This is a genomic window from Streptomyces sp. NPDC111656, assembly GCF_055656965.1.
The window spans coordinates 864,232-891,105 of the sequence record NZ_JBVKCA010000001.1 but is presented as its reverse complement, the minus strand read 5'-3'; the positions used below and the strand labels follow the sequence as shown (position 1 = coordinate 891,105).

The 26,874-nt window shown below is 65.8% G+C and carries 13 protein-coding genes and 1 pseudogene; 3 read left to right on the top strand and 11 right to left on the bottom strand.

All coding sequences use genetic code 11. The features are described 5' to 3' along the window. The first annotated feature begins 231 nt into the window (after positions 1–231). Positions 232–1,593, top strand: coding sequence for a competence protein CoiA family protein (locus tag ACZ7M3_RS04110; RefSeq protein ID WP_472060531.1), 1,362 nt, complete (start codon positions 232–234; stop codon positions 1,591–1,593). Here ACZ7M3_RS04110 and ACZ7M3_RS04105 read toward each other — a convergent pair. From ACZ7M3_RS04105 to ACZ7M3_RS04065, 9 genes are all read right to left on the bottom strand, one after another. Beyond that, entirely contained in the window at positions 1,590–2,699 is a 1,110-nt protein-coding gene (locus ACZ7M3_RS04105; RefSeq protein WP_472060529.1) for a three-Cys-motif partner protein TcmP, read from the bottom strand. The genes ACZ7M3_RS04110 and ACZ7M3_RS04105 overlap by 4 nt on opposite strands. Before the next feature lie 98 nt (positions 2,700–2,797). Next, a complete protein-coding gene (locus tag ACZ7M3_RS04100; RefSeq protein WP_472060527.1) occupies positions 2,798–3,553 on the bottom strand; it encodes a DUF5131 family protein in 756 nt (251 codons plus the stop codon). Positions 3,554–3,880: 327 nt separating this feature from the next. After that, entirely contained in the window at positions 3,881–5,077 is a 1,197-nt protein-coding gene (locus ACZ7M3_RS04095) for a Wadjet anti-phage system protein JetD domain-containing protein (RefSeq protein WP_472060525.1), read from the bottom strand. Position 5,078: 1 nt separating this feature from the next. Beyond that, the gene (locus tag ACZ7M3_RS04090; protein ID WP_472060523.1) at positions 5,079–8,495 is read right to left on the bottom strand and encodes an ATP-binding protein; all 3,417 of its coding nucleotides are present in this window, start codon (positions 8,493–8,495) and stop codon (positions 5,079–5,081) included. Next, positions 8,492–9,118 (bottom strand): DUF4194 domain-containing protein, encoded by a 627-nt coding sequence (locus ACZ7M3_RS04085; RefSeq protein ID WP_472060521.1) that lies wholly within the window; start codon positions 9,116–9,118, stop codon positions 8,492–8,494. Before ACZ7M3_RS04085 ends, ACZ7M3_RS04090 begins: the two co-directional genes overlap by 4 nt. Continuing rightward, on the bottom strand, positions 9,115–10,596 hold the full coding sequence (locus ACZ7M3_RS04080) for a DUF3375 domain-containing protein (protein ID WP_472060519.1): 1,482 nt from the start codon (positions 10,594–10,596) through the stop codon (positions 9,115–9,117). Before ACZ7M3_RS04080 ends, ACZ7M3_RS04085 begins: the two co-directional genes overlap by 4 nt. Positions 10,597–11,423: 827 nt before the next feature. Continuing rightward, positions 11,424–12,533 carry an IS110 family RNA-guided transposase gene (locus ACZ7M3_RS04075; RefSeq protein ID WP_472060517.1) on the bottom strand — a complete coding sequence of 370 codons (1,110 nt, stop codon included), beginning with the start codon at positions 12,531–12,533 and terminating at the stop codon, positions 11,424–11,426. A 523-nt stretch (positions 12,534–13,056) separates the two neighbouring features. Next, the gene (locus ACZ7M3_RS04070; protein WP_472060515.1) at positions 13,057–13,419 is read right to left on the bottom strand and encodes a hypothetical protein; all 363 of its coding nucleotides are present in this window, start codon (positions 13,417–13,419) and stop codon (positions 13,057–13,059) included. A 217-nt stretch (positions 13,420–13,636) separates the two neighbouring features. Continuing rightward, positions 13,637–13,891 carry a Smr/MutS family protein gene (locus tag ACZ7M3_RS04065; protein WP_472060513.1) on the bottom strand — a complete coding sequence of 85 codons (255 nt, stop codon included), beginning with the start codon at positions 13,889–13,891 and terminating at the stop codon, positions 13,637–13,639. Between the two features lie 635 nt (positions 13,892–14,526). Here ACZ7M3_RS04065 and ACZ7M3_RS04060 point away from each other — a divergent pair. Further along, positions 14,527–14,820 carry an integrase core domain-containing protein gene (locus ACZ7M3_RS04060; RefSeq protein ID WP_472060511.1) on the top strand — a complete coding sequence of 98 codons (294 nt, stop codon included), beginning with the start codon at positions 14,527–14,529 and terminating at the stop codon, positions 14,818–14,820. A gap of 176 nt (positions 14,821–14,996) precedes the next feature. Here ACZ7M3_RS04060 and ACZ7M3_RS04055 read toward each other — a convergent pair whose 3' ends face one another. Further along, a complete protein-coding gene (locus ACZ7M3_RS04055; RefSeq protein WP_472060509.1) occupies positions 14,997–18,146 on the bottom strand; it encodes a VCBS repeat-containing protein in 3,150 nt (1,049 codons plus the stop codon). An 807-nt stretch (positions 18,147–18,953) separates the two neighbouring features. Next, positions 18,954–20,191: pseudogene (locus ACZ7M3_RS04050) on the bottom strand (IS701 family transposase). 375 nt (positions 20,192–20,566) lie between these two features. Here ACZ7M3_RS04050 and ACZ7M3_RS04045 point away from each other — a divergent pair. After that, on the top strand, positions 20,567–26,872 hold the full coding sequence (locus ACZ7M3_RS04045; protein WP_472060507.1) for an RHS repeat domain-containing protein: 6,306 nt from the start codon (positions 20,567–20,569) through the stop codon (positions 26,870–26,872). Positions 26,873–26,874: the final 2 nt, after the last annotated feature.

Genomic DNA, 26,874 nt, shown 5'->3' with positions numbered 1-26,874 from the left:
TCGCACCCGAGGCCATCGAGGTCGACGGTCGGCACCCAGGGCCGGGGCGGCCACGTACTCGGCATGGGCTCCGGCCCCAACCCAAAAATTGATCCTGGTCGATCACAACAGCACACGGAGACAAGCGGCGCGTTCACGGGGCGGGGTCGCTCGTCGGCCGAGGCGCCGCCTCCGACCAGCACCACGACGGCAACGAACTCCGTTGTCAGTGGCAGGACTTACTCTCAAAACATGACCCACAACGTGCTGCATCGCGGTTACGGGATCACTATCGACTTGAGTGCATCAGACCTGGGTAACCCCGACCGCCCGGGCCTCCTGCAGGAAATCCACCGCAACTACAAACCCGACCTTCTCTACTGCCTCGGAGCCCACGAATACGGGACCGTCTGCCCCGGATTCATGACCATCGTCGAGAAGAACGGCCGCTACCACGCCCGGCACGTGACCAGGGGCGAGGTGTCCGAGACAGCGGGCGAGAGCGAGCTGCACAAGGCGCTCAAGAACCACACTGCCGAAACAGCCAGTCGAGAGGGCTTCAGCGTCTCCGTCGAAGACCGAGCGGTACATGGTCGCCGTCGTACGGATGTAACGGTCGCCGGGGCCAGCGGAAGGAAGATCGGCTACGAGATTCAGATCTCGCCGATTGCGAGTGGTTCTGTGGACAGCAGGACGCGCACCGCGGTGAACGACGGCCTGACACCACTGTGGCTCGTGACGAACGAGAACTCGCTCGCCATCGATCGGGCGCCTTGGGCCAGGCTGAACATCCAGCGATGGCAGGACGTGGGTAGTCGGGACGCCTTGCGCGTACGAGGAGGTGTGAAGGCGTTGCGCATGGTCCGCTGTGACTGGAGCACTCAGCGCGAATGCCCCAGGACTGGTACGCGCTGTGGCGGTTGGCACGCCGCGTGGGAATCGACGCAGGCGCACTACGACGACATGGTGCGCATGACGACCACGGGCGAGCTCGTGACGCTGTTCATGCGAGCGCGCACAGGGCGGCGGCGCGGCTGGCACATGTGGGTGAAACCGTCGGACAAGGCGGAATTCCTCCAGGGCCGTCCGGAACCGGATCCCTATCTGCCGGCGTCCGCTGCCGACTCGACCGCCGCATTCCTCCGCGCGGAGCCGCTCCCGCCCGACCCGCAATGCCACTATGGCGAGGACACCGGGATCCGCGCGGAACTCGCGCAGCCCCGTGACAGTGGCGACCCCATCGATGCCTCCGACTGGCTGTCGAAGGGACCGCCGCCGGAGTACAGGTCCACGTGGAACGTGGATGGCTGGGAGATTCCCGGCGATGTAGTGGGGGCGAGGCTGACGCTGGACTCCGCCCTTCAGCACCTGAAGGCACTCGCCGACACCCTCCCGGCGGGAGCGGACATCGCGGCGGGGCGAATCGACATCACGAACGCAGAACGAGAACGGTGGCTCGCAGCCCAGGAAGAGTGCAGGCGATTGGCCGCCGCACTGGCGACCCACCCGTGGGTGCCCGCCACCCACGACCCGTTCAGTGCCCGCAGAGCTGTCTTCGCCGCCGCTCGCAAGGCTCAAGCCGTGGAACCCGCCAACGCGACCTATCAGCCCTAAAACAGCTCGCCTTGTCCAGGCTTCTCGGCGTAGAGGAACACCCGGGTCTTCTTGGTGACACGGCGTGGCTCTGTGGCGACGACCTTGTCGTCCCGCATCTTCTCTATGAGCGAGATGACCTGGGCGGGACGGTAGACCGTCTCGAGCAGCGTGTACTGCTGGAGGTCCTCGACTATCCGCCCACCGGGCCTGCCGGCGATGAACTCCAAGAGCATTCGGCGCAGTGGATCCGTGTTGGGCTCAAACTCCAGGTCCAGGGCCTGTTGTTGCACGTCCTTCGGATCCCGGTACTGGATACCGTATGCGGGATCGACGCTCCACATGGCGTCCTTCATCTTCTCTACGCCCAACTCGTGACGGGTGCCGTAGAGAAGGTAGAGCGGGTGTCCGCCTTCATCCACCATCTCGAAGTAGAGGGTGTAGGTGAATCCGGCGCGTTTGATCGACTCTCGATATCGATCGCGCAGGTATGCGAACTTGCGGCCTGCGGGTTGAGTGAACACGCCATGCCATTCGGTGTCACCGAACGCGGCGTCGCCTGCGGCCCGATGGCCGTCGTTCTTCTCAGCGAAGCGAGTGAGGAAGTTAGGGACGAAGGTCAGCATCACCTCGGTTCGCTTGAACTGGGCCAGCTGCTGCAACAGAGCGAACGGAATGTCCGGGCCGCCGTAGCTGTCCAGCAGCACGAAGAGTGGCTTATCGAGATGCCCGCCTGCGCGAAGTCTGTCGAGGAGAGTGGGGTGGCAGGTTCCTGTGTGCAGCTCGCCCTGCATGCTGGCGCTGATCTCAGCTGGTGTCTGCTCGCGCGCGAGTGCCAACTGACGCTGCAGCTTCTCCACTCGACGGGCATCCTCTTCCACGAGGACCATGCGGACCCTCTTGGGGCGTTGTTGCAGGGCCTCCGCGAAGACCCGGTAGGCGACAATGGGTGACCCAGGTTCGCCCCCTTCGTAGACCCCGGGGCCGGCAAAGCCCTCCGCGTAGGTGACGCTGTCCTGGTGCGTCAGCAGAATGCGTGTCCACGGCTGCAGGTACTTCTTGAGGAGGTCGTGCTTGGCTGCCGTATGCGGGTCTCTTGGCCAGACGACAGCTCTCGGTACAGCCATGTTCCCTCCCCGTTGCGGAAACTGCCCCAGGGCTGAGGATCACACAGCGTTTTCAGCCGACGCCAGGGCGCATACAGCCATTGGCTTGGTCTCTTCGCTCAGCCGACCGAGGGCTGCAGCCGAGCGGGCGTCTGCGACCAGGTTTCGCCGGCGAGCTCTCGTCCGCCGGCTTTCGGGGTGCGGCCACCCCATTGCTTGAAGAAGAACGGTACGTCGGCCTCGCGGCAGGTATCACGGATCCCGGTGACCCATTCCTCCTTCAGTGGGCGATGGTTCAGGCCGGATTCGCCGCCGGCAATCACCCAGCCGATGCCCTGAAGGTCGAGGTCAGCGAGCGGGCCCAGGAGCGGCTCGCAGGAGAGGAAACGTACGGCGGCAGGGACTTGGCGGAGGTCGTCGATGCGGTCGAGCTGGTCTTGCGACTCCACGGATACACCCATCCAAAGGTTGGGGGGCCAGTCGAGACGATCCGCAAGACGACGCAGGCGCCTGGCACGCTTGGTCAGCAGCTGGTACGTGTGCTGCGGTGTCTCCGCGATGACCTGAAATACCTGTTCCACAAAGGCCACAGGAACCTTTGCGTGTAAGAGGTCACTCATCGAGTTCACGAAGACCATGCGGGGCGCCTTCCAGCGGAAGGGAACCCCGAGTGCTCCTGGGTGCAGGGTGAGTCCGAAGCCAGGACCGGAGGTTCGAGGGTCACCGTCGTTCTGATACTTGGCTGTCCCCATGGCCTTGAGGCGCCTAGCCAGGACTAAGGCATAGCAGTTGTCGCACCCTGGCGTGACTCGATCGCAGCCTGTCGTGGGGTTCCAGGTGGCTTCAGTCCACTCGATCGCGCTTCGATCGCTCATCGCTGCCTCTCCTGCCGTGAGCCTCGAAGCGCCTTGCGTGCCAGGGCGCTTCTGGTGCGCTGCCTAACGAGCCGCGTACCGAACTGGCACGCGACCAACCCATCATTCCTTTCGAACGTTCGTTCCGAAAAGGGGGTGTGCCTCAACGCATGTAGCCCTAACGACGATTGCCGTCAGCCCATCGGACGTGGGGCCCCTGCCGCTCTGAGTATGGTCTGCAGACCGAACCGTTCGGCGCCGACGCCGCGCCCTGCACCCCGGGTACGGCAGAACGGCAGCGACGCCGCAGTTCCCGGTCTCCGGCGGCTAGCCAGGCACGAGGGGCGGTCACCGCGGCCCTTGGCGTAGGTCGTTGAGGGCGTCTTCGAGCAGGTGGTAGCGCACGCGTTCTTGTTCGAGTCGCACATTGGGGCCGAACTCGCCGTCCACGAGGCAGGCGTAGACGTCGGCCTCGTCCGGGGTGATGGCGCCGAGAGGCTGGTGGGTAGGGGCGTCCTCCTTCACCCATTGGCCGCGGTGCTCCAGCAGAGTGCTCCGGTCCATCAGGATGGACTGCGTGTGCGGGAAGGCCCGATGCAGCCGGTCGAGGATGGTGAACCCGTGAGTGTCCAAGTCGCCCCAGTACACGAGGCGTACATCGTGCAGCCAGGTCAGGGCTGATAGTTGGGTGACGGCGTAGCCGCCGCCGTGGATCACGATGCTGTGGGGCTGGTCGGGGAAGGCGAGGTAGGTGGTTTCGTTCTCGATGACGTACACGGTCGTGATGCCGGGCGGCGGTGCGGTGAACTCATCCGCGCGGACCGTGAGTTCGCTGAAGCCCCCCAGCGACTCGCCGCCGAGCAGCCGGAATCGCAGGTAGACGGGCTTGCGTAGGAAACGGAAGCGGGCGGCGAAGTCAGTGCGCGCGGCCTCGGCGTCGATGCGGTCGTCGGGAAGGCACTGTTCGAGCAGGGTGGTCAGGATGGCGCGGTGGCGTTCGATGAACTTGGTGTCCACCCCAGGTACGTCGAGCTGGCGCAGGTAGACGGCTGGTCCACGGTAGTCGGTGATCCAGCGGATCGTGTCCGCCAGGCGGGGCCAGTCGGCCTCCCGTTGGAGGACCTGCATGGGGTGGGCGACCATCCAGTCGATGAGAGCGGGCAGCCTTTCCTGGGTGGAGGCCAGCAGGGCTTGGTAGCGGGCGACCGTGGGGGTGACGCCGAGTAGGCGCCAGAGGTCGTCGCGGTCGTCGATCCAGACGCGGTCGGGGATGTTGTTCACGCCGGCCAGGCGTCCGCCGAGTCGGCGGTATTCGATGCGCAGGTGCCGGTGTGCGATGGGCGCCCACGATTCGGTCCAGGCGAGGACGTCGTCGTAGTGGCGGGTGATGTCGCCGGCTCTGGGGCCGCGCAGGGGAATCTCGACGGGGTCCCAGGGCGCCCCGTCGGCGAGTTGGGTGAGGTAGGTACCCGTGTTCCAGCGTTTGTGGAGGCGTTCGAGGACGGCCTGCGGCGTGGTCCAGTTGGAGCTTTGATGCGTCGTCATCTCAGTCTCCCTGTCCGGCGGCGGGCTGCAGGCCGGCCAGGGTGTGGGCGAGGCGTTCTTGGCGGTACTGGGTGATGGTCAGGGTTCGTAGGCGGGAGTGGTGTCCGCTGGGGTTGTCGACGAAGCCGACGGCGGACACGTAGGGCTCGATGACGTGGATCTTCTGCAGTGGGGTGACGATGAGGAGTTGCAGGCCCAGGCGTTTGAAGAGGTCCAGGGCGAAGCGGGCGGATTCCTCCGAGCCGCGTCCGAAGGCTTCGTCGATGACCACGAAGCGGAAGGTACGGCTTCTGCTGGGGGTGGTGTCGAGCTTGAACTGGTAGGCGAGAGAGGCGGCCAGGATGGTGTACGCGAGCTTCTCCTTCTGTCCGCCGGACTTGCCGCCGGAGTCGGAGTACACCTCGTACTCGGAGTCGTCCTCGCGGCGTCGTTCGCTGGCGCTGAAGACGAACCAGTACCGCACGTCGGTGACGCGCTTGGTCCAGCCGCGGTCGCTGTCCGCGTGGCCTTCGCGGCCCTTGAAGCGTTCGATTAGGTGCTGGACCTGGTGGAACTTCTCCTCGGAGTACAGGTCGGAGTCGTCGCCGGATAGGACGTCGTCGGTACAGGCGCGCAGTTCCGCGGTGAACTCGCGGATCTCGGTGTTGGGCGTCTGCTCGGGCTTGAGCATGATGTAGCGGCCCGGGTTGTAGTCAATGCCGGCCAGCGACTCGTTGATGGTGTTGATGCGGTCGCCGATCTCGTCGGCCCAGATGTTCAACTGGGCGTGGAATCCGGCGATTTCGCGGATCACGTTGGTCTTCAAGTAGGTGCGGAACTGGTCCTGGAAGCGCGGCAGGTCGTCGGCGACGAGCTGCTGGTGCAGGGCACGGTAGCCAGGGGAGGAGGCAAGGGAGGCGTCGAGTTCGCTGGTCTCGACCTGATAGGTGGTGCGGAAGGAGCTCATCTGGGCGGCGATCGTCTGGGCGAGGCGGGTCTGCTCCTTGGCCCAGCGGTGCTGGTGCGCCGTCATCTCCTCGCGCAGCCGGGTTTCGGTCTGCGCGCACTCCTGCGCGGTCCGGCACGCCAGGCGGGCGGTGGTCAAGCGCTGTTCGAGGGCCGGAAAGTGCGCCTGTGCAGAGCGGGCGGCTGGTTCGTCGAGTACCGCGCGGGCCTCGTCGCGGGCGCGTTCAGCTGCGTCGCGCTCGCCGTCGACCCGTCCCCAGCTCTGGCTGGCCTTCTCGTAGGCGGCTTCCTGTTCGGTGATTTCGTCGGCGATCTCGGTGAGGCGGCGGGTGAGTTCGTCCAGGTCGTTGGAGGCGGCTTGCAGGCGCTGCTTCTCCGCGGTCAGTTCGGTGATGCGCCGTACCGCGGACGGCCAGTCGATCTCGCTGTAGTCCACCATCGCCGTCAGCCGGTCGAGGACCTTGTCACGGCTGATGGCGTCCTCGTAGGCGGCTCCCAGCTCGCGTTTTTTCTTCTCCATCTCGCGCTGGGCGCCATGGACTCGTCCCGCCTGATCCAGGAGGGCATCGATCTTCGCTTGGTTCGTCCAGCCGAGCACATACGTGCTGCGGTCGTCGATGCGGGTGGTGTCGTTCTTCTCGTGGCGGCCCCGCGTCCCCTTGATCAACCCCTGTGCGGTGATGGCTAGTTCGGCGTGCCGGAAGTCCTCCATCGTCGGCACGCAGGCGTGGGAGGCACGGCGTTCGAGCTCGTCGGCCAGCCACGGGGCGAACGGCGAGTCCTCGCGCACTTCGAGCTTGGTGAACAGCGCCGTGGACGCACCGGTGGGCAGGCGCCGCGGCGGGAGCTTGTCCGGGACGCGGAAGTAGACCAGCTTCGTCCCCAGGTGGTGGTCGTTGATCCAGTCGGAGACGCGAGCGTACTGATCGCCGGGGACCAGGAGGGACACGGCGAAGCCGCGCAGCAGCCGCTCGGCGGCTCCGGCCCACGCCTGTTCCTCGTCTCGGACCTGAATGAGTTCGCCGGCGAAGGGCAGGGCACTGTCCTCGATGCCGAGTTCGCGGCTCAGGCGGGCGCGTACCTCCAGCTGCTTGCGGGGGATGTTGCTGCGGCGCGAGCGCAGACTGATCAGGTCTGCGTTGAGGTCCTCGGCCCGCTGCTTCAGCTGTGCGGCCTCGACTGCGAGCGTCTCCAGGGCCGTGCGTGTCTCCTGTGTCGTCGCGGCGACGTCGTGCTGGGCCCGGGCGATCTCCTCAATGCGGTCGGTGAACTGCGCCTGATCGGTGACCGGGGCAAGCTCTGCCTGCTCCAGCAGGGTTGCGTGCTGGCGGGAGCGCTTCTCCTGAGCGGCGCGCTGCTGCTCCGTCTCCTCGATCTGGCGCTCCAGTTCGCCCAGGCGCCCGCCGCCCAGGCCCTCACGCTGCAGTTCCCACCGGCGTTCCTGGTCCCGCAGCCGCTCCAGCTCGTCCTTCGCGGTCTTCTTCTCGACCTCCAGGCGGGCGAGCATCCGCTCCACCTCGGCGCGCTGGGCTTCGTGCAGCGCCGACGTGCGCTGGGCGATGAAGTACCGCAGGGCGGCCTGCTGGCCGTCGGCCTCCTCGATGCGTGCGGCCAGGCCCTCATAGGCGTCGCAGTCCTCAAGCAGCGGGGTGAGGGCCTCGATCTGGGCATGGGCCCGCTGAACGGAGTTGTAGGTGGTAGTCAGAGCGTCGAAGTGGCTCACGATGTTGTCCGTCATCGCCGCCGCATCGAACGGTTCGAGCATGTGACTGCGCACGAACTCGTCCAGGCTGCCCACGGACTTCATCGACACCGTCTGATGGAAGAGCTCCAGCGCCTGTTCAGACTCGATGCCCATCCGGCGCCGGAAATCCTTGCTGTATGGCGGGAACGTCTTGTGGACGCGGACATCGCCCGCTTCGAGACGCTTCTTCAGCGCCCGCACCTCGGTGCCGAAGTCGGCGAAGTCTCCGGCGACGGACAGCGTCCGGTCGGCGACGAGGAACAGCCGCTCGGGGCTGGTGGCGTTCCCGTCGGCCAGCCAGAACACCTGCCCCAGGGTGACGGTCGCCGCCAGCGCCGGGTTCGTGAACACGCCCAAGATGACGGAGTAGCTGCCCGGCTTGCGCAGCGCCACCGGCTTGGTCGTCCCGGTGGTCTCGTTGCGTTCGGACTTGTAGTGGCCCAGCACATAGGAGCGCAGGCTGCGCTCGCCGCTCTCCGCACCGGCTGCCTTGTTGTAGGCGATCTTGCGGGCGGGCATGAACAGCGTGGTGATCGCATCCACCAGGGTGGACTTGCCGGAACCGATGTCACCGGTCAGCAGGGCGTTGGCGCCGCCGAGGCCGAACGACCACACGTGCTTGTCGAACGTGCCCCAGTTGTAGACCTCCAGACGCTCCAGTCGGAAGCCTGCCGCAGCCGGGTCGGTGGAGGCACCCGTGTCGGCGGGGCCGGGCTGGGCGGGGATCACTGCTGCTTCTCCTGGGGGGTGTGGGTGGCGGCGTACTGGGCCAGGTTCGTGTCGAAGTCGGCGAGCCACTGCCCGTCGACGAAGGCTTTGATGATCCGCTGCACCTCGAACAGCTGTTCCTGCCCGCGAGCGCGGCGCAGGAACTGCAGGTCCACCACCTTGTTGATGTGGCCGTCGATCTGGTCGACCAGGCGTGCCTCGTTGCTGCCGGCCGGGAGGAACATGCGGATCATCTCGACGATCTCGTCCCGGGTGATCATCAGGCGGGTGCCGTCGGCGCCCGCGTCGAACTCGGCAAGCCTCTTGCGCAGCAGCACGACCAGCAGACTGACGGGGTAGGACAGCGAGCGGCGGGGCATCAGCCGCGGCGGCGCCATGCGGGGATCGCGGTCATCGTCCTCGTCATCAGGTTTCGACTGGAGGAAGGCGTAGCCCTCCATCTCGTCGATCACCACGCGCAGCCCCATGACGTCGACGTAGTCCTTCACGCCGGCACTGTGGTGCAGCAGCGCGTCCCAGGCCCGCTCGTGCTGGTCGCGGAAGACCGGGCCCTTGAGTAGCTGGTTGACTGGCAGCGAGAGGGCGTACGGCTGCTGCGGGGTGAGGTTGGCAGGTGTGGTCATCGCCCCTCCTTCGGGCTGGATACCCAGGCGATGCCGGGGCTGGTGCGAGCAAAGGTGACCACGGGCACAGTGGCGACCTGCTGGACGTCGTCCTCGCCGATCCACGTGATCTCTTCTTGGCGGTCGTCGTCGAACACGGTGGTGAACCCGTCGTCCGGTAGCGCGAAGTAGGCGACCAGTTCGGCAAGCCCCTGCTCCAGGGGATGCTCGCGCAGCGTCTCGGCCAAGGACACCTGCGTGCGCAAGCCCAGGGCGTGGTGCACCGCGGCCGTGAGCCGGGCGGGATCCACATACACCGCCTCGAACAAGGCGTCGGCGGTGAACTCCTCGTCCCCCGCCTCGATGCCGGTGCTGTCGATCGGCGCCTTAACCACCGGCGTATACAAGGGCCGCTCCATCGGCAGGGTGATGGCCGGGGCTGCCGCATCGATCTCGGCGACCAGATTCACGCCCGGCACGTCGCGCAGGGCCAGGGCCTGCGTCTCGATCGCGCGCACCAGTTCCAGGACACGGCGGTCTTCCAAGCGCACCTGGTCGTCCAGGAATCGGCGGAGCTGATCCGACAGCTGCCGCACCGTGGCCTGGGTGCGTTCGGCGGCCTCCAGCCAGTCCCGGGGCATACGACGCATGCGCGGGTCAGGCTCGTCGATTGCTTCCATGGCCTCAACCTCGGCCAGCAGCGTCTTGAGTTCGTCCTGACGGCTCGGGGCGAGCAGGAAGTCGTAGAACGCCTGGAAGGTCCGTCCCTGGTCCGACTCAGCGATACTCTCGCGGCTGCCCAGCACCTCATCCAGAAGTTCGCCCTTGGCCCCGTCCCACGCGGCGATCTTGCTCCGCAGGTCCCGGTCCAAGTCCCGGAAGTTCGCCTCAACCTCGCGGAAGTCGGCCAGCAGCCCATGCGCCGTCGTCGTCACCTGCTGGTAGCGGTCCCGCAGCGCCGCGCTGTCCAGGACGTCTACCTCGCCGGCCTCAACACGCTCGATTTCCTGGTCGATTTCATGCCGTCGCCGGGAGAGCTCGGCCAGTCGCGCCTCGGGGTCGGTTTCGGTGCCGAACGTCATCTGCCGCAGCAGCTCGAAGATCGTATTCAGGCGCGACTCCGTACCGACGAACGAACGCTCTTCCAGCGACCGGACCCACGCGATCGCCTTCTCGACCGCGGCCGTGGCGTCGTAGTGCGGCTCGTCGGAATCCGCCGGGTAATACTTGCGCAGCCAGCCGTTCCCCGGTGCCGACCAGACATCCAGATACGCCTTCGCGGACTTGGGAAACGTGCCCTGCCCGAGCCGGTCATTGAGGGCGAACAACTCGTCGTCCAGACGTTCGACAAGCTCCGCACCGGCAATCGAGCGCGCTCCCTGCTCGACGAACACCTTGTTGAAGAAGCTCAACATCAGTGCCGCGTTGTCGGCCTTCAGCAGCCGCCAAGCAGCGCTCTGCTTCCGCAGGGCGACCAGACGGTCGTAGTCCAACTCCATACATCCTGCCCTCTCACTACCCCGGCAAGTACGACCGCATTTCCCGCCAACAACGAGAATGCACGCCCCACTCGGTCGGCACTCATGCCCGCACAGCCGTGCATGGGCATTCCGCGCCGCCACAAGGAACCGTAGAGGTCACCACTGACAACGGGACTAGGCCCGAGCCGATGACGGGATAGGCCAGGCTGCCTCGGGGCGGGAAAACGGCAGGCAAGAGGCCGGATACATCCGGATTCTGGGTCGTTCCCGTTCTCACCCTTGCGACCCTTCCCGAACACATTTCCGAGTCCCGGCCGGGGATTTTGGCTCGCCTACCGGTCCGCCGACCCTGCCCCATCCGGGCGGACGCGAGGCCGTGCCATCGCATCTTGATCCCGTCCAGTGAGAGCTGGGTCGTGGCCGGTTGGGTTTTCTGTCGAAATTCCAGTCGTTGTTTCCCTGTGACAGCCATGACGGCGCAAATGCAGGGAGGGACTCGCGGATGAACGGGCAGATCGATCAACGGATGGTGCTGCTCATGCTCGTTGGTTGCGGCACTGTGTATGTCGCCTTCGAACACCCGTCGTTCGGCACCGCCCTCGTCGTCGGTGTCGCCGTGGTGACACTGCCTCCTGATGCGGAGGCGCTGACCCGCATGCCGCTCAACTTCGATGGCACGCGCTCATGGTTCTCGACAGCCGCACTTGTTCGCAGCCCAGGACAGCTAATCGGAGCAGAGCAAAACCCGTCGACCACCGCTCAACCGGGCCCGTCCCTGCACGCGGAGACCCCCGCCGGATCAAGCCGACGGGGGTCCACATCGGTCACACCTGTCACGGACGCCCCTATAACGGGGGGTCGGTAGTGACCGTCCGGGCCAGGTTGAAGACCTCGCGGGCGGCATATCGCTTGAGGCATCGGATGATCTCACGCCGGGTCTTTCCCTCCTGAGTGCGGCGTTCGTAGTACGCCTGGGTACGCGGGTCGTGGCGCAGCCGGGTGAACACGATGCGGTGCAGAGCGGTATTCGCCTGCCGGTCGCCGCCATGGTTGAGCCGGCGCGAGCTCTGCCGGCCCGAGGAGTACTCGATGGGACTGACCCCGCACAAGGCGGCGAAGGACGCCTCGGTGCTCAGCCGCTCGGGATTGTCGCCCATGGTGATCAGGAGCGTGACAGCTGAGTCCGGGCCGATACCCACCGGCGCGAGCAGCTGCGGGGCATGGCGTTCGACGAGCCAGGTCAGGCGCTGATTCAGCTCATCGATCTGACCCGTGAGCTGCTCGATGCGCTCGGCCAGCAGCCGCAGGGTGATGCGAGTGGCCTGGGCCACGGCATCCTCGTCGCCCCCGCCGTCTTCGCCGCCGCGCGGGCTGAGGCACGCGCAGGTGCGGAACAGCTCGCGGTTGCCCAGGTCGGACAGCCGCTCACGCAGAGCCGGGTCGGCTATGACCAGGACGGCCTTGAGCTGGTTGATCGCCTGGGTACGGGCCTTGACCGCGGAGTCTTTGGCGATTTTGAACATCCGGGCACTCTGCACCGGACCGTCGCCGGCTTTGGCCCGCGCCCGGGCGCGACCACTCAGCACAGCCCTCGCAGCAGCCTGCGCATCGAGCGGGTCCGACTTCCCGAGCAGACGACGGGCCGACCGGTCGGGCCGGTTCACCTCGAACACCACGACATGCTGCGCCAGCAGGTACCGCGACAGACCCGCTCCGAAGGTACCGGTGCCCTCCACCCCGGCCCGCCGCACCATGCCTAACTTGCGGGCCCAGGCGAGCAGCCGACGGTAGCCGGCCGCCGTGGCCGGAAAGGACTTGGTGCCCAGGATCTGGCCCAGTGAGCAGACCACTGCGGCAACATGAACCTCGCCGTGCGTGTCCACGCCCAAGACAACCTCGCCCCAAGCGGGCGGGCCTGTGCTGGTGGAAGAGGTGCTGCGTTGTCTGGTCGTCATGGTGGTCTGCCTCCCGCGTGGTGATGTGCTGGGTGGCTGGCACCGGCCCGGTCCGGGCGGTCTGAACCGTGATGGCGCCTGATCGTCGGCAAGGCCCCTATTGGGACACGCCCTGTGGCTCGGTGACAGCAGGCACCGCCCGCAACGGCAGTCGACATGTCCGCGACAAGACACTTCGGTCAAAGGTGTCATGAGTCAGACCCTCGCCCGGAACGGTACTACGCAACCGTCCCACTGCCCCCGGCACAACCGCATGACCCGACCGCTCCCGGGAGACCTTGTCCGAACCGGCACTGAACCTGCCCTGGACGGGATAACGATGAGTTGACTCCTCGTCCACCCGTGACCGGCATTGACGGACAGCCGAGCGGCGCGCCACACCGGCTGTCCGGTTCGCACCGAGGAGCGGCCGTCGGCCGAGCGGGGAACGATCAGATTTCCCGGGCTGGAACGCTGGCACCGGTCGGGCGTTCGGTTTCCGCCCACAGCCTCGCCAGCTACTGCCGACGCATCACGACTCAGTTCACGCGGACGCCCGCCATGACGCCGCATTCAGAACGGTGCCGTTCCCGGAAAGCCCAGGCGGTCTTGCGCCCAACGGCGGAGCGCCTGCAGGAAGCGGCAGACTGCTCGCAACGAACTGGTTCAGGATGTCGTCGCGATCCATGAACATGATCTGGCTCCGCTTCGTCGCGTCCAGGTCGGCGACCGAGAGCGCGTCGGAAGAGATGAGGTACTTCGGTGGGAGCGGCTCGGCCCTCAGCTTCCATGTCCGGACGCGGCCACGCATGCCGATGGCCCGGGTGATGACCGTGACCTTGCCGGCGTCAACGGCCTGCTGGAGGTAGGCCGCGCGGGCCACAGTCTCGTTGTCGTTGTTGTTCACCCGCTGATGCCCCAGGTCATCGGCGAGGACGGCTGACCGTCCCGGTGACTGACGTCCCGTTCTGGCACGACAAACTCGCCTACGGCCTATACGACTTGCCTGTCACCTGGTGACGGCGTCCGTTCCATCCTGAGATGAGATGGCGTGCGAACCGGGGCGCCGGATGGACGGCCCCGGAACGGGCGCCTCGGTGCCCCGAACCGAGGCGGGAGAGGACTCAGGGGCGTGGCGCGAAGTGGACCAGGATCCGGCCCGTGTTCGCCGTGTCGATCTCCACGCGGTCGTACAACTTCCTGATGTGCTTCTGGCCGAGGAACGCGAGGACGCGCCCCTGGAGCTGCCCAGTGCCCTTTCCATGAATGATCTGCACTACGGGCTCCCCCGTGCGTTTCGCCTGGAAGACGAGCTGCCGCAGCGAGAGTTCGATGTCTCGGTTGTTCCGGAAGATCGGGTGCAAGTCCAATGTCAGCAAGGTGCTACCTCCCGCTGCCGCCTCCTGTGGCGACCCGGTCCGAGTGTGTCATGCGACACCCTGCCAGGACCCCGACCTGGGCAGGTCCGAACGGATCGCATCGAGTCCGGTCAATTCCACCTGTCGACCCATCCAGTTCTGTCCATGATTGCCGGATACATCCTCCCGAGACGGCGAGTCCGAAGGGCCGGTGTACCGGATGACAGCATCCCCGGTGGAGATGAGGATCTCAGCGAGTTCGGGACGCCGGGTGAACTTCGCCCACAGCGGACCGGCTCGGAAAACCTCTCCGCCCGCCAACGCTCGCCTGACGTACCCAGTCTTCCTCACACGCCCGCATCCAGTCGAGTTGACTGAGGGCGCCTGCAGCGGAAGCTCCGCACCGGTCTTCAGGCCGCAGACAACGGAAGCGACACACGTCGCCCCAGGCCGAACTCCTCGGCCTCGCCGCTGGTCCGCCGCCCCCAGCAAGCGGGCCAAGCTCGTCCTCGACGCCCTCGACATCGCACTGTGGCGCCGCGACCGCGCCGGAACTCCCGCTGGACCGGGGCTGGTTCAGCCTTCGGATGCGGGCAATCAGCCCGCACTCAACCGGTCGTCGCAACACCGGTTTCCCGGGCCGATAGTAGATGTTCGTGTTCACCGCACACCTGATCGATGCCAGCATCGACGCCTCGATCGGCACCATCGGCGACGCCCTGGACAACGTGCTCATGGAATCCCAGATCGGCCTCCACAAAACGGAGTTGATCAGGCCCCGAAAGCCCCGGCGCGGCCTCGCCGACATCGAACTCGCCACCGCGGAATGGGTCGACTGGTTCAACGCCCAGCGCCTCCACACAGCGATCGGACACGTCCCGCCCCACGAGCATGAAACCAACTACTACGCTCAACACCAGCCCCAACCGGCGGCTGGAGCTAACGCATAGAGCCTCCACCGATCCCGCAGCGGTTCAGTCAGGGTATACGGCGGCGGGGAACCTCACTCTGGCGACTTCGCCGCCTGCCATTCGACGAATCTCCGGTTCGGAACATCGGTTGCCGGGCTTGCTCCGGATCCATGGGTAGCCGGCGTGCACGGATCCGGAGCTGTGGAGAGCGCCCGTCAGGTCAGTGACTGGAAGTTGAGCCAGCCGGTGGTGCCTACTGCGGCGGGTGTGCCGTGGCTCATGCTGGTTACTGACCGGTAGAAGTACAGGCCCTTGCCGGTATCGGGGCTGGTGGCCCACAGGTCGGGCTTGCCGTCGTTGTCGGCGTCACCGTCCGATGTGATCAGTGGCCGGTTGGTTGGAGTCCAGCCGGAGCCGATCTGGACGCGGGTTGTGGCCTCACCCAGGCCCTCGCCGGCGGGGCCAGTCCCCGGGTAGAAGTACAGGGCACCGGCATCCTTGTTGCGGGCCAGGATGTCGACGTGTCCGTTGTTGTCGACATCTCCCGGGGCGACGATATCGAAGCCGGACCATCCACCGTTGCCCACGAGGACAGGGTCTTGGGTTTCGTCGAGGTGGTAGCTGCTCGCGCCGTAGTAGAGCCACAACAGGCCGCCTTCTTTGACCAGGAGGTCGGGGAAGCCGGGTACGTCGATGGTGCCGTCGTCATCGACGTCCAGAGGGCCGTCGACGTCGCCGATGGCGATGATTTGGTCGGCGTTCTGCCAGTGGTTGTTGGCTGGGTCGTAGACGGTGAGTTCCTGGCGGCCTGTGGTGCAGGCGCCGCTGTCAGCCTGTTCCCCGGGGGTGGTGCAGGCGTAGCCGTAGCCGTTGTTGGGGTAGAGCTGGAGCGTTTCGCTGCCGGCTGTGCCGTTGGTGGCGATGAGGTCCTCGTAGCCGTCGTCGGTCCAGTCGCCGCGGTGTGTGATGGAGGCGCCGTTGAAGTTGGTGGAGCTGGCTACGGAGTAGGTGCTGAGAGATCCGTTGCCGGTGCCGGAGTACTGCCAGAGGCCGCCATCGGTGCGCACTCCGTACAGGTCGCTGTTGCCGTCACCGTTGAGGTCGCCCGGTTCGTCCTTGATGTTGGGGCTCTTGACGTAGAAGAGGAATCCCACGCGGTCGGAGGTGTTCCCGCCCCGGTCGATGCTGCGGGCGTAGAGGAAGTGGGCTCCGGCCGATACGGGCGTCAGTTTCACGTCCTTGGATCCGCCGAGGGCAGCGGGTGTGGCGGCGCGGACGGTGGGATCCCAGTCCGTCCAGTACTCGTACTTGGCGACGTCGATGACACCGCCGTTGGCGATGGTGAAGGTGCCTTCGGTCCGGACGGGGCTGGTGTTCTCTGGCCAGCCGTCGGTGCCGTCGGGGAACTGGGCCGATGTGACGGTCGGTGGGTTACTCGGGCGGGTGCCGTCGAACTGGAAGTGGCACTGGGTACTGAAGGCGCTGCTGGTGGTGCCGTCCTCGGCGCGGGCGTACCAGGTGAAGGTGGCTGTTCCGGTGACGCCGGCGTCCTTGAGAAGCGTGGCCAGTTTCGTCTTGGGGACTACGAGTTTGCTGATGGTTCCGGAGGTGGCGGAGACGGTGCTGTTGACCTCGTTACTTGCTCCGCCGTGGCCGGTGGGCCACAGGATGAAGTGGGCCTTGATTGTTCCGCCGTCGGAGTCGGTGAACTTGCCGCCCAGAGTGATGTCGGTGTTGCCGATCACGGTGTACGGGGTGGTGGTTCCGCAGTTCGTGCCACTGTCAGGCGACGTGTAAAGGCCGGTGGGGACGTTGGGCACGGTGTTGTATTCCGTGGAGAGCACCGCGCTGTGGGCGTCGAACTTCTTCCACGCGTAGACATCGCTCTCATTGGCAGCGCGCATGCCAAGGGTGATGTTGTTCCACTTCTTTGCAACCGCGTCCTTGGCGGCCGAGGTCACGTCGAAGGCGAGGTTTCCGGCTGGGCAGGCGCTGCCCCAGCCCAGCGACTGGTTGACGGACGACAGCGTGCGGGCCCAGCTGGGCCGGTTGTTCCACGTGGTGGAGGAGCTGATGGATCCGGTGAGACCGGCCTCCACGGGGCGATCCGTGCAGGACCACGACCACGTGTTTTTGATCCGGAAGGTGGATTTGAGGACCTGCTTGTTGGTGTTCCACAGGTTGTTGGAGTCCATGCGGAAGAAGGACTCGGCCAGGCCGTTCGTCTCGTTCTCGTAGCCCACACGGGCGGTAGTCGTGGAAGAGCCGGAACCGCCCCATCCAACTCCGTTGTAGAAGGAGGAGTTGGGGTACTTCTTGTAGGCGATTGTCCACGCCTCGCGGGCGCCCGAGACGTACGGGTCGATGTACACCGGGTAGTGGGTGTCGGGCCCTTTCAGTAGATCCTGGTCCGGAGTGATCGACAGATGCGTGTTGGTCACCTTCACGTCCATTGCGGCTTGCTTGGCACCGTAACCCGGCTCGAACTCGCCGGTTGGCACGTCGGCCTCTTCACCGTTGTCTCCGGCGCCCTGCACGGCCTTGCGGGACAATCCCTGAGGGGCGGCTGCTGTGGTGCTGTCCCACATGCGGGGCGTGGGGCTGGTGAAGACGTCCTGCCCTGCCGGGTTCACGGCAGTGAGGTTGCCGTTGCTGTCGGCGTTCACTTCGACGCCGTCGGTCGACATGCCGTACTGGAGGTTTGCCAACTCTGGATTCGCTGCCGCCTCCGGGGTCTTCACTACCAGGAGCTGGGCAAAACCGCTGGCTCCAGCCTGAAGCTTCAGGTCGACGTCCGAAAGCACATCGGGGTATGTCACGCTGTCCGCGGCTACGACAGGTTTCGGCAACGTAGCCGGCCAGAACAAGGAGATCCTGCGCCCGTCGCGTGTGACGGTGGCCATGGGTCCGGTGCCGCCTCCGGAGAAGGTCACATCTACGGCTGTCGCCTTGGTTGAAAGGCTTCCGTCTGGGTTGAGCTGCAGAGTGGCGTCGATGGGCGCCAGTTTGTGCCCTTTGCGGACCCTCAAAGGCAATGCGTGCTGGTCTTCGGTGAAGGTTCCGTCGGGATTGGCGTAGACCTCGGTGTTTTCGGTGCGCTTGGCTTTCACCTCGACGGGCTGGCCAGTCTTCGTCGCCTCTTGCACGGCCGCAGCCATCGGGTCTTGCTTCGGATCAGCAGGCGCCTCCGCCGCGGTTGTCGCTACAGCGGTCGCCGAGACGGCTACCGGCAATATCAGGGAACCGATGGCCAAGGCGGCGGCCCCTGTCAGCGTTCTGCGACGGTGACGGCTGTTCCACGGCCATCGTCTGGATGTCCTCATAACGGATCCTTCTTTGAGTACTTGGTACGGGCTCGCAGCCACCAACTCAAGGCGCAGCCGGCAGTGGAGTGGTTCTTCGCTTCCATGGCGGGCGAGGCCGGCGACTACCGGAGAGCCCGCGGATACTCTTTGGATTGGGGCGAGTTGGCCTGATCGCTCTGTCGCTCTCGTCCGCCCTGGCAGGGGTGAGGTCCGGCAAAGCTGACGGTGCCTGCATTACGGATGAATGGGCCCAGCTGGGGAGATCTTCTGGCCATCACTTGCGTGGGCGGGCGACGTTCGGTCACCTCCGCCGGAGATGTTCGGCCCAAGCGCTGGGGCCCAGCGGGCTACTGCCGTCGGCCTGGTGCCGATTGGTACCAGTGTCGGCCAGGCGGCTGCTCCCGCGGGCGCCACTGGACAAAGGAGCAGTGGTGCGCGCTGCATGGGATCGAGAAGTAGCGTGCACCTGCGGGCCCTGAGCGCGGCAACCGAAGAATACTTCAGCTCTCTGACCGCATTCCATGGTCCACCTCAGAGCCCGGCACGGGCCCCTTTCTCCTGGCAGAGGGCCCATACCGGGTGGCAGAGTCCTGACACCTGAAGAGGCGAGCACAGGCGATGCGCTGGCCGCACCACGAGAAAAGCCCGCAGCTGGCGCAGTGCGTCTGCACTGCCGAATTCCGTTTTTCCCAATCCTGAATTCCATTACACCCCCTACAGGATCTTCACAGACTCAAGTGCGCCACGCAACCCGCTCAAGATGCCGAACGTCTCGCGGTGTGCAGATGAACTTCGGGTGCAGGACTTCCCCCTCTGGGCTCGTGCGGTGCTCGCGGCAGGTAGTACTCCAGCCGTAGATCGTGATCTTCATGCCCGAGTGGCTTGTTGCCGGTAGTGGCTGGCCTGGGATCGGGCCTGGTGGCGGCGCCGCCAGTTCGACCAACCGAGCCGGTGGGCTGTGTCGTGGACGGGTCGGACGACGAGAGTGATAAACAGGCACTGGATCTCGTTGCAGGCGAGCGGAATGAGGGCATCGGATGCAGGGCGGGTGGCTCGTCTGCGCGTACGACGGCGAGGAAGGCGTACGCAAGCAGGGCCAGGGTGCCCCAGCGAGACCAGGACGTGTAGCGGCGGACCTGGTGCTCATCCAGTCCGGCCAGGCCCTTTCCGGCCTGGAACGTCTCTTCCACTCGCCATCTTGATCCAGCCACCCGCACCAGGTTGGTCAGGGGTACGGGACGGGGTAAGGAGCAGCGGTAGTAGGCGAGTTCGCCGATGGTGCGGTTGCGGCGGATCAGCAGTTGGCGGCTGCCGGAGGGCGGGGTCGGGCAGGTCTATGGCGGCCCGGTCGTAGAAGCGGTGCCCCTTGGCTCCGGCTCCGGCGGACAGCTTCTGCCATGCCTGCTTGGGCAGTTACCTGGCCAGGATGTCCGTGCGGAACTTGGCGGCCTGGGTGGTGACTTCGTGGGAGCAGGCGACGGCGAGCACGTAGCCTGTGCCGCGCTCCTCCAGCGCGGCACGCAGTTTCGGGTTGCCGCCGTACACCTCGTCGCCCGTGACTCACGCCGCGTGGTGGCCGGCGTCCAGGAACCGGGTATCGGGTGATCATGGGGGTGGCCAGTTCCGGCTTGGTGGCGAAGGCGGTGTCCTCGGCAAGGCCCGCGGGGCAGCAGCGCGCGGGGTCGGAGGTCCAGGAGCGCGGCACGTAGAGTTCCCGGTCCGCTGCGGCGTGGCCGCGCTGACCTGCGTAGACCAGGTAGACGGCGACTTGCGCGTTTTCGATCCGGCCGGCGGTGCCGGTATGTTGGCGTTGGACGCCGACCGTGCCGGTGCCCTTCTTCACGTCACCGGTCTCATCGATGACCAGCACCGCCTGGTCGTCATGCAGGTGCTCACCACGTAGCCGCGCACGTCGTCGTGGACCTGATCGGCATCCCACTTGGCCTTGCCCAGCAGGTGCTGCACGCTGTCCGGGGCGGTCTCGCCGACTCGCTCGGCTATGGTCCAGCCGGTCTTGCGCGGCAGGTCGCCAATAGACCAAGCACCAACCGCGCCGCCCTGCGCCGGGGTTCGACCCGAGCGAAGCGCCCCGCGACCCGGCCCATCAAGCCCTCGAACGCGTCCCGCCAACGAGCGGGTTCAATGCTGTGACCTGCAGCCACCGTCTCCTCGTCAGTCCACACAACTCACGATGATCAACGGTGGCCGCACCCATGCCCGCACGGGTCCCTACTAGCAAGATCACGATCTACGGCTGGAGTAGTAGGCCCATGGTGTACGAGCTGCGTCATGTCGACCGTTTCATGCCGAATGCAAGTTCCGCCGATCAGTCCGCTGGTATTCCAGTTTTTTGCACGAGGGTGGAATTTCGGCCACTGCCCGGAACTGACTGCATTCCACTCATGACCCCTTGGTGTTCCTGGAATTCGGTGTTAAGTTCCAGATGATCTACATACTTGTGAACTTCCTGTGGGGGGAAAGTGTCCGGTTTGCGGATAAGATCCGTGCGTTCAGGCAGGGCGGTCAGTAGGCGAGCGCGGGCCGTGAAGTGGATCGCTGCCTCGCTGGTGGCCTACCTCGTGGCCAGTTTGCTGGGCGGACCGGTGGCCGCGGCGGCAGAGCTTTCACTGGCCAAGCTGAAGAAGCCAGATCCTGTGCCAACGTCCCCGGTGAAGGCCAGGGAGCTGCGCAAACCGGACGAGGCAGGCCGGCACGCCTGGACGGTTGCGCCGAAGGCCGCTTGGCCGCGGCCGGGCAAGGCCACTGTGCAGCTCGGCCGAGGTGGCACGGTCGCCGCGGGCAGCCTGCCGCTGCGAATCGGCAGGGCTGACTCAAAGGCTGCGAGACCGACGGCCGGCCCGGACAGGGCGCAGGTGGAAGTACTCGACCAGCAGGCTTCCCGGAAGCTGGGCATCGACGGGGTCGTCCTGGCCCTTCGCCCCACAGAAGGAACGAGGGGCAACGTCGACATCGATGTCGACTACTCGGCGTTCCAGTACATGTTCGGCGGCGACTGGGCCTCCCGACTGACGTTGCGTCAGCTTCCAGAGTGTGCGCTGACCAGCCCCGGCGAGAAGCGCTGCCGTACGGGCCAGGATCTCACTACCGACAACAACACCAAGGCCAAGACTCTTTCGGCAACGGTCGCGCTACCGGCCGCCGAGGGACAAGACGCACAGCCCGAAACGTCGTCGCGCCCTTCAACACATGCATCTGGCACGTCCGCATCAAGCGCCACCAAGACCATCGCCGGCAGCAGCACAGTGCTCCTCGCTGCGACAGCCTCTGCTTCGGGGGCCTCGGGCAGCTTCTCGGCCACCCCGCTGGCAGCGTCCGCGTCCTGGTCGGCGGGCGGCTCCAACGGTGCCTTCACCTGGTCGTACGGCCTTGACGCCCCTGAGGTGCCCGGCGGAGTCGAACCGGACCTGAGTCTGTCCTACTCCTCACAGGCGGTCGACGGACGCACCGCCGCAACGAACAACCAGGCCAACTGGGTGGGCGACGGCTGGTCGTTGGAACCCGGCTACATTGAGCGCCGCTACGTGTCCTGCTCGGACGATGCCAAGGACGGCAACGGCACCGACAAGAGCGGTGACCTGTGCTGGAAGAAGGACAACGCCGTACTCAACCTCGGCGGACAGTCCAACGTGCTCGTCCACGACGACACCAAGGGCGAGTGGCACCTGCAGAGCGACGACGGCACCAAGGTGGAGAAGCTCGCCGACAAAGCACTCGGCAACGGTGACGACAACGGCGAGTACTGGAAAATCACCACACCGGACGGCACGCAGTACTACTTCGGCTACAACCGCCTGCCCGGCTGGACCAGCGGCAAGACGGAAACCAACTCAACCTGGACGGTCCCCGTTTTCGGCAACCACGCCGATGAACCGTGCCACGCGACGGCGTTCAAGGACTCCTGGTGCCAGCAAGCGTGGCGGTGGAACCTCGACTACGTCGTCGACCCCCATTCCGACGCGATGGCCTACTACTGGGCCCCCAAGGAGACCAACTACTACGGCCTCAACGTCAACGCCGGCACTGGGGCTTCCACCGCCACCGCCTACGACCGGGGCGGCTACCTGGACCACATCGACTACGGCCTGCGTTCCAACAGCGTCTACAGCAGCAAGGCGGCCGGCCGTGTCGACTTCACCGTCTCCGAACGGTGCCTGAGCGACTGCGGAACCTTCGATGCTAGCCACGCCAAAAACTGGCCCGACGTGCCCTTCGACCAAGACTGCAAGAAGGATGACGAGTGCAAGAGCCGCTACTCGCCGTCCTTCTGGAACCGCAAGCGCCTGACGAAGATCGACACCTCGATCCTAACCGGCGGCGCCTACAACCCGGTCGATAGCTGGGCCCTGACACAGCAGTTCCCCGCCACCGGTGACGGCTCCGCGCCCGCGCTGTGGCTGGCGTCGATCACCCGCACCGGGCACACCGGCACCGGCGATGTCAGCCTGCCCGCAGTCACCTTCAAGGGACAGCAGCTGGCCAACCGAGTCGAGGGTGCCACCACCGGCGGCAAACCCGACCCGGTACCTCCACTGACCCGTTACCGCGTCTACGGCGTCAACACCGAAACCGGCGGCACCATCGGCGTCACGTACTCCCAGCCCGACTGCAAGGCCGGCGACGTACCCGCCCCCTCGTCCGACACCCGCCGCTGCTACCCGGTGATCTGGTCCCCGCCGGACGCCCCGGCCGCGAACTACGAGCCGTACCTGGACTGGTTCCATACCTACGTCGTCACGCAGGTCCTGGAGTCGGACAACACCGGCGGCGCGCCGGTGAAGGAGACCGACTACAGCTATCTGGACGGTATGGCCTGGGGCAAGGACGAGGACGAGTTCACCAAGACCAAGTACCTCACCTACGGTGACCGCAAGGGATACGGCCGCGTCCAGGTCCGCACCGGCAGTCCCGCCTCGACCAAGCAGACGCTGAAGGAGTATCGCTACTTCCGCGGCATCGACGGCACCGACGTCAAGGACCACGAAGGCACGGCGGTCGCAGACCACCCCGCCTACGCGGGAATGACCCGGGAAGAGGCCACCTTCAACGGCGACGGCGGCAAACTGGAGACCACCACCAGCTACACCCCCTGGCACAGCAAAGCCACCGCCACCCAGGCCCGCAGTGGCTTGTCGGCCCTGAACGCCTACGCCACCGGCGGCCAGGAGGAGAAGACCCGGACGGCCGTCGGCGACTCCTGGCGTACCACTGGGACCGTGCGTTCCTTCGACGACTACGGCCTGGTCCTGACCGAGTCCGACCTCGGCGATGTCGCCACCTCGGGCGATGAGGAGTGCACCACCACCCGCTACGCCCGCAACGCGACGGCGAACGTCCTCACGCTGATCAAAGAAGAACGGACAGTCGCTGTCGCCTGCGACAAGTCGCCGCTGCTGCCTGCGGACCTGATCTCCGTCGAACGGCACTACTACGACGACGCCACCAGCCTGGACACCACACCGACCAAGGGCGACGTGACGCGCCTGGAGGAGCAGGACGACAAGGGCACTGGCTATCTGACCACCGCCCGCCACACCTACGACCAGCACGGCCGGGAGCTGTCCGAGACCGACGCGAAGGACAACACCACCACCACCCGGTACACGCCGACCACGATCGAGGCGCCCACCGCGGAGACGGAAACCAACGCACTGGGTCACACCACCACGACCCAGTACGACCCGGCCCGCGCAGTGGTCACGGCCGTGACCGACACCAACGGCAAGCGCACTGACGCCACCTACGACGGACTCGGCCGCACCGTACAGGTGTGGAAGCCCGGCTGGGCCAAGATCGACCACCCAACCCAGCCCTCGACCGAGTACGGCTACACCATCTTCTCCAGCACCACCGCTAACGCCGTGGCGACCAAGTCGCTGCAGTACGACGGCTCGTACGCCACCAGTTACCAGCTCTACGACGGCCTGCTGCGCCCGCGTGAGACCCAGGCCCCGGCGATCGGCACGAGCAACCGGATCGTGACCGAGACGCTGTACGACACCCTCGGCAACGCCTGGAAGTCGTACGCCGCCTACTACACCGACGGAGCGCCGTCCGCGAGCCTGTGGAAAGCGGCCGACACCGCGGTTCCCGCGATGACGCAGAACGTGTACGACGGCCTGGGCCGCGTCACCGATGCCATTGCCCTGTCCCACGGCGACGAGAAGTACCGCGCCAAGACAATCTACGACGGTGACCGCACCACGGTGATCCCGCCCAAGGGCGGCACCTCCACCACGGTGATCACCGACGCCCGCGGTCGCACCACCGATCGCCTCGAGTACACCGACGCGGCCCGTACGTCCTCGCTGAAGACCCATTACACCTACGGCAAGTGGGACGAGCCGCTGTCCGTCACCGACCCGGCGGGCAATGTCTGGTCGTACATCTTCGACGCACGCGGTCAGCAGACCGACGTCGATGACCCCGACAACAAGGCTATGAGCCATACCACTTACGACAAGGTCGGTAACCCGGTCACGGCCACGGACGCCCGCGGCACCACCTTGATCACCGACTACGACGAACTCGGACGCAAGGCCAAACTGAAGAAGGGCAGCTCCCTTCTGGCCGAGTGGACTTACGACACCGTCGCCAAGGGCCAGCTGTCCAGCAGCATCCGCTACATCGACGGCAAGCAGTACATCTCAGCCGTCGACTCCTACAACGATGCCTACCAGCCCACGTCCAGCACGGTCACCATCCCCGCCGAAGCAGGTGCCGGGGCCGGCACCTATACCTGGACCTACGGCTACAACACCTACACCGGCCAGCAGGAATGGATTAAGCACCCGGCGGTCGGCAACCTGCCCACTGAACGCCAGACCACCGTCTACGGGCCGGGCAACCTCCCCCAGAAGGCCACCGCTGGCGCCGTCACCCTCGTCAACGCCACCAGCCACGACGTCTTCTCACGCCCCGTGCGCACCGAATACGGCACACTGGGCAAAAGGGTATACAAAACCCAGGTGTACGACGAATTCACCGGCCGTCTGAACCAGCAGACCACCGACCGCGATCTCGCCCCCCAACGCATCGACGACGTTACCTATGCCTACGACGACGCGGGCAACGTCACCGGCATCACCACGGCTAGCGGGCAGGACGCCGGCCAGACGGTCGACACCCAGTGCTTCACCAACGATGCCCTGGGCCGGCTAGCCGAGGCTTGGACTGCCAAGACCGACTGCACCACGCAGCCCTCAGCCAGCACGGTGGGCGGGCCGGACGCCTACTGGCAGTCGTTCAAGTACGACGTTGTCGGCAACCGCATCGAGCAGACCGATCACGGCACCGGCGCCATGGCGGGCTCGGACGCCACCACCGCCTACGCCCACAACGACCCGAAAGCGCGGCTGCCCCATGCCGCGCAGGCCGCCACCGTCAAGGGGGGCGCCAACGACGGCCGCAAGAGCGCCTTCGAATACGACGCCGCTGGCAACACCACCAAGCGCAGCATCGGCGCCACCACCCAGGACCTCACCTGGGACGACGAAGGACACCTCGCCACCCTCACCGAGAACGGCAAGACCGCCAGCTACCAGTACGACGCGGACGGCGACCGTCTCATCACCAAGGACGCCGACGGAACCAAGACCCTCACCCTGCCAGGCGACAACGAACTCAAGATCAAGCCGGACGGGTCCAAGGAAGGCATCCGCTACTACACACACGAAGGCCAGACCGTCGCAGTCCGCACCGGCAGCGGATTCTCCTTCATCCTCCCTGACCAGCAGGGCACCTCAATGGCGGCCGTCGTCATGACCACGCTCGCCATCACCCGCCGAAAGCAACTCCCCTTCGGCGAGACGCGATCCCAACAAGCCGAAATCGTCCCCGGTACCCGGGGCTACGTCGGCGGCACCACTGACCCCACCGGCCTCGTCCACCTAGGCGCCCGCGAATACGACCCGGCACTCGGCCGTTTCCTCTCCGTGGACCCCGTCATCGACGTCGATGAACCGGCGCAGATGAATGCCTATTCCTACGCGCACAACAGCCCGGTCACCAAGTCTGACCCCGACGGCCTCAGGCCCGACGGCCCCGCCGGCGGAGCCTCGTACAACGACGACCGATGGGCCGCCGACCGCGGCATGACGGGCGGCTACACCAAGAAGAACGGCAAATGGGTCTGGAAGCAGACCCCGCTCAAGGACAAAGCATCCCGGAAGAAATACGCCGACTATCGTGCCAACCCCAGTACCTACAAGGTCTACCACTACAACGCAAGGGTTGCGGCGCAGCGCAAGGCCAGGGCCGAGGCCCAAGCGAGGGCCAAGGCCGAGGCTAGGCGCATTGCGGAACTCCGGCGCAGAAGGCATGAAGGAATTATCGGGGACATCAAGAGAGGGCATTGGAAAGACGCTCTCGGGACGATCATCGATGGTCCGCCGTGTCCGCCTGGTGACCTTTGCTCGCACGAGAAGAAGAACATGGTTCCCATAGTTCCGGGACCCCTGCTGGGCAAGGGCGGGACCGGCGCCGAAGGGCCTGAACTTCCCCCCGGTCGCGCACCCGGAATCAAGGGGGAATGGAAGGCAAGGACCAGCGACAAAGGGAACGGAATAATTTTCCAAGAGGCGGGTGCAACAGGTAATGCGAACAGCATCAGGATCATGAATCCAACACCCAGGTACCCGAATGGATACGTGCGCTTTTACAACGGTCAGGGGCAACCGCTTAAGCTGGATGGGAAGCCGGGACCTAATGCAGATACCCATTTCCCCATCGACTCGAACGGTAAATACGGCGTGCCTGTAGGATGGTGAGC

Bases quoted from the DNA above. Each gene is read 5' to 3' on its own strand.
- ACZ7M3_RS04110 (WP_472060531.1), top strand. From the start codon at position 232: ATGACCCACAACGTGCTGCATCGCGGTTACGGGATCACTATCGACTTG.
- ACZ7M3_RS04080 (WP_472060519.1), bottom strand. From the start codon at position 10,596: ATGGAGTTGGACTACGACCGTCTGGTCGCCCTGCGGAAGCAGAGCGCT.
- ACZ7M3_RS04085 (WP_472060521.1), bottom strand. From the start codon at position 9,118: ATGACCACACCTGCCAACCTCACCCCGCAGCAGCCGTACGCCCTCTCG.
- ACZ7M3_RS04100 (WP_472060527.1), bottom strand. From the start codon at position 3,553: ATGAGCGATCGAAGCGCGATCGAGTGGACTGAAGCCACCTGGAACCCC.
- ACZ7M3_RS04075 (WP_472060517.1), bottom strand. From the start codon at position 12,533: ATGACGACCAGACAACGCAGCACCTCTTCCACCAGCACAGGCCCGCCC.
- ACZ7M3_RS04105 (WP_472060529.1), bottom strand. From the start codon at position 2,699: ATGGCTGTACCGAGAGCTGTCGTCTGGCCAAGAGACCCGCATACGGCA.
- ACZ7M3_RS04095 (WP_472060525.1), bottom strand. From the start codon at position 5,077: ATGACGACGCATCAAAGCTCCAACTGGACCACGCCGCAGGCCGTCCTC.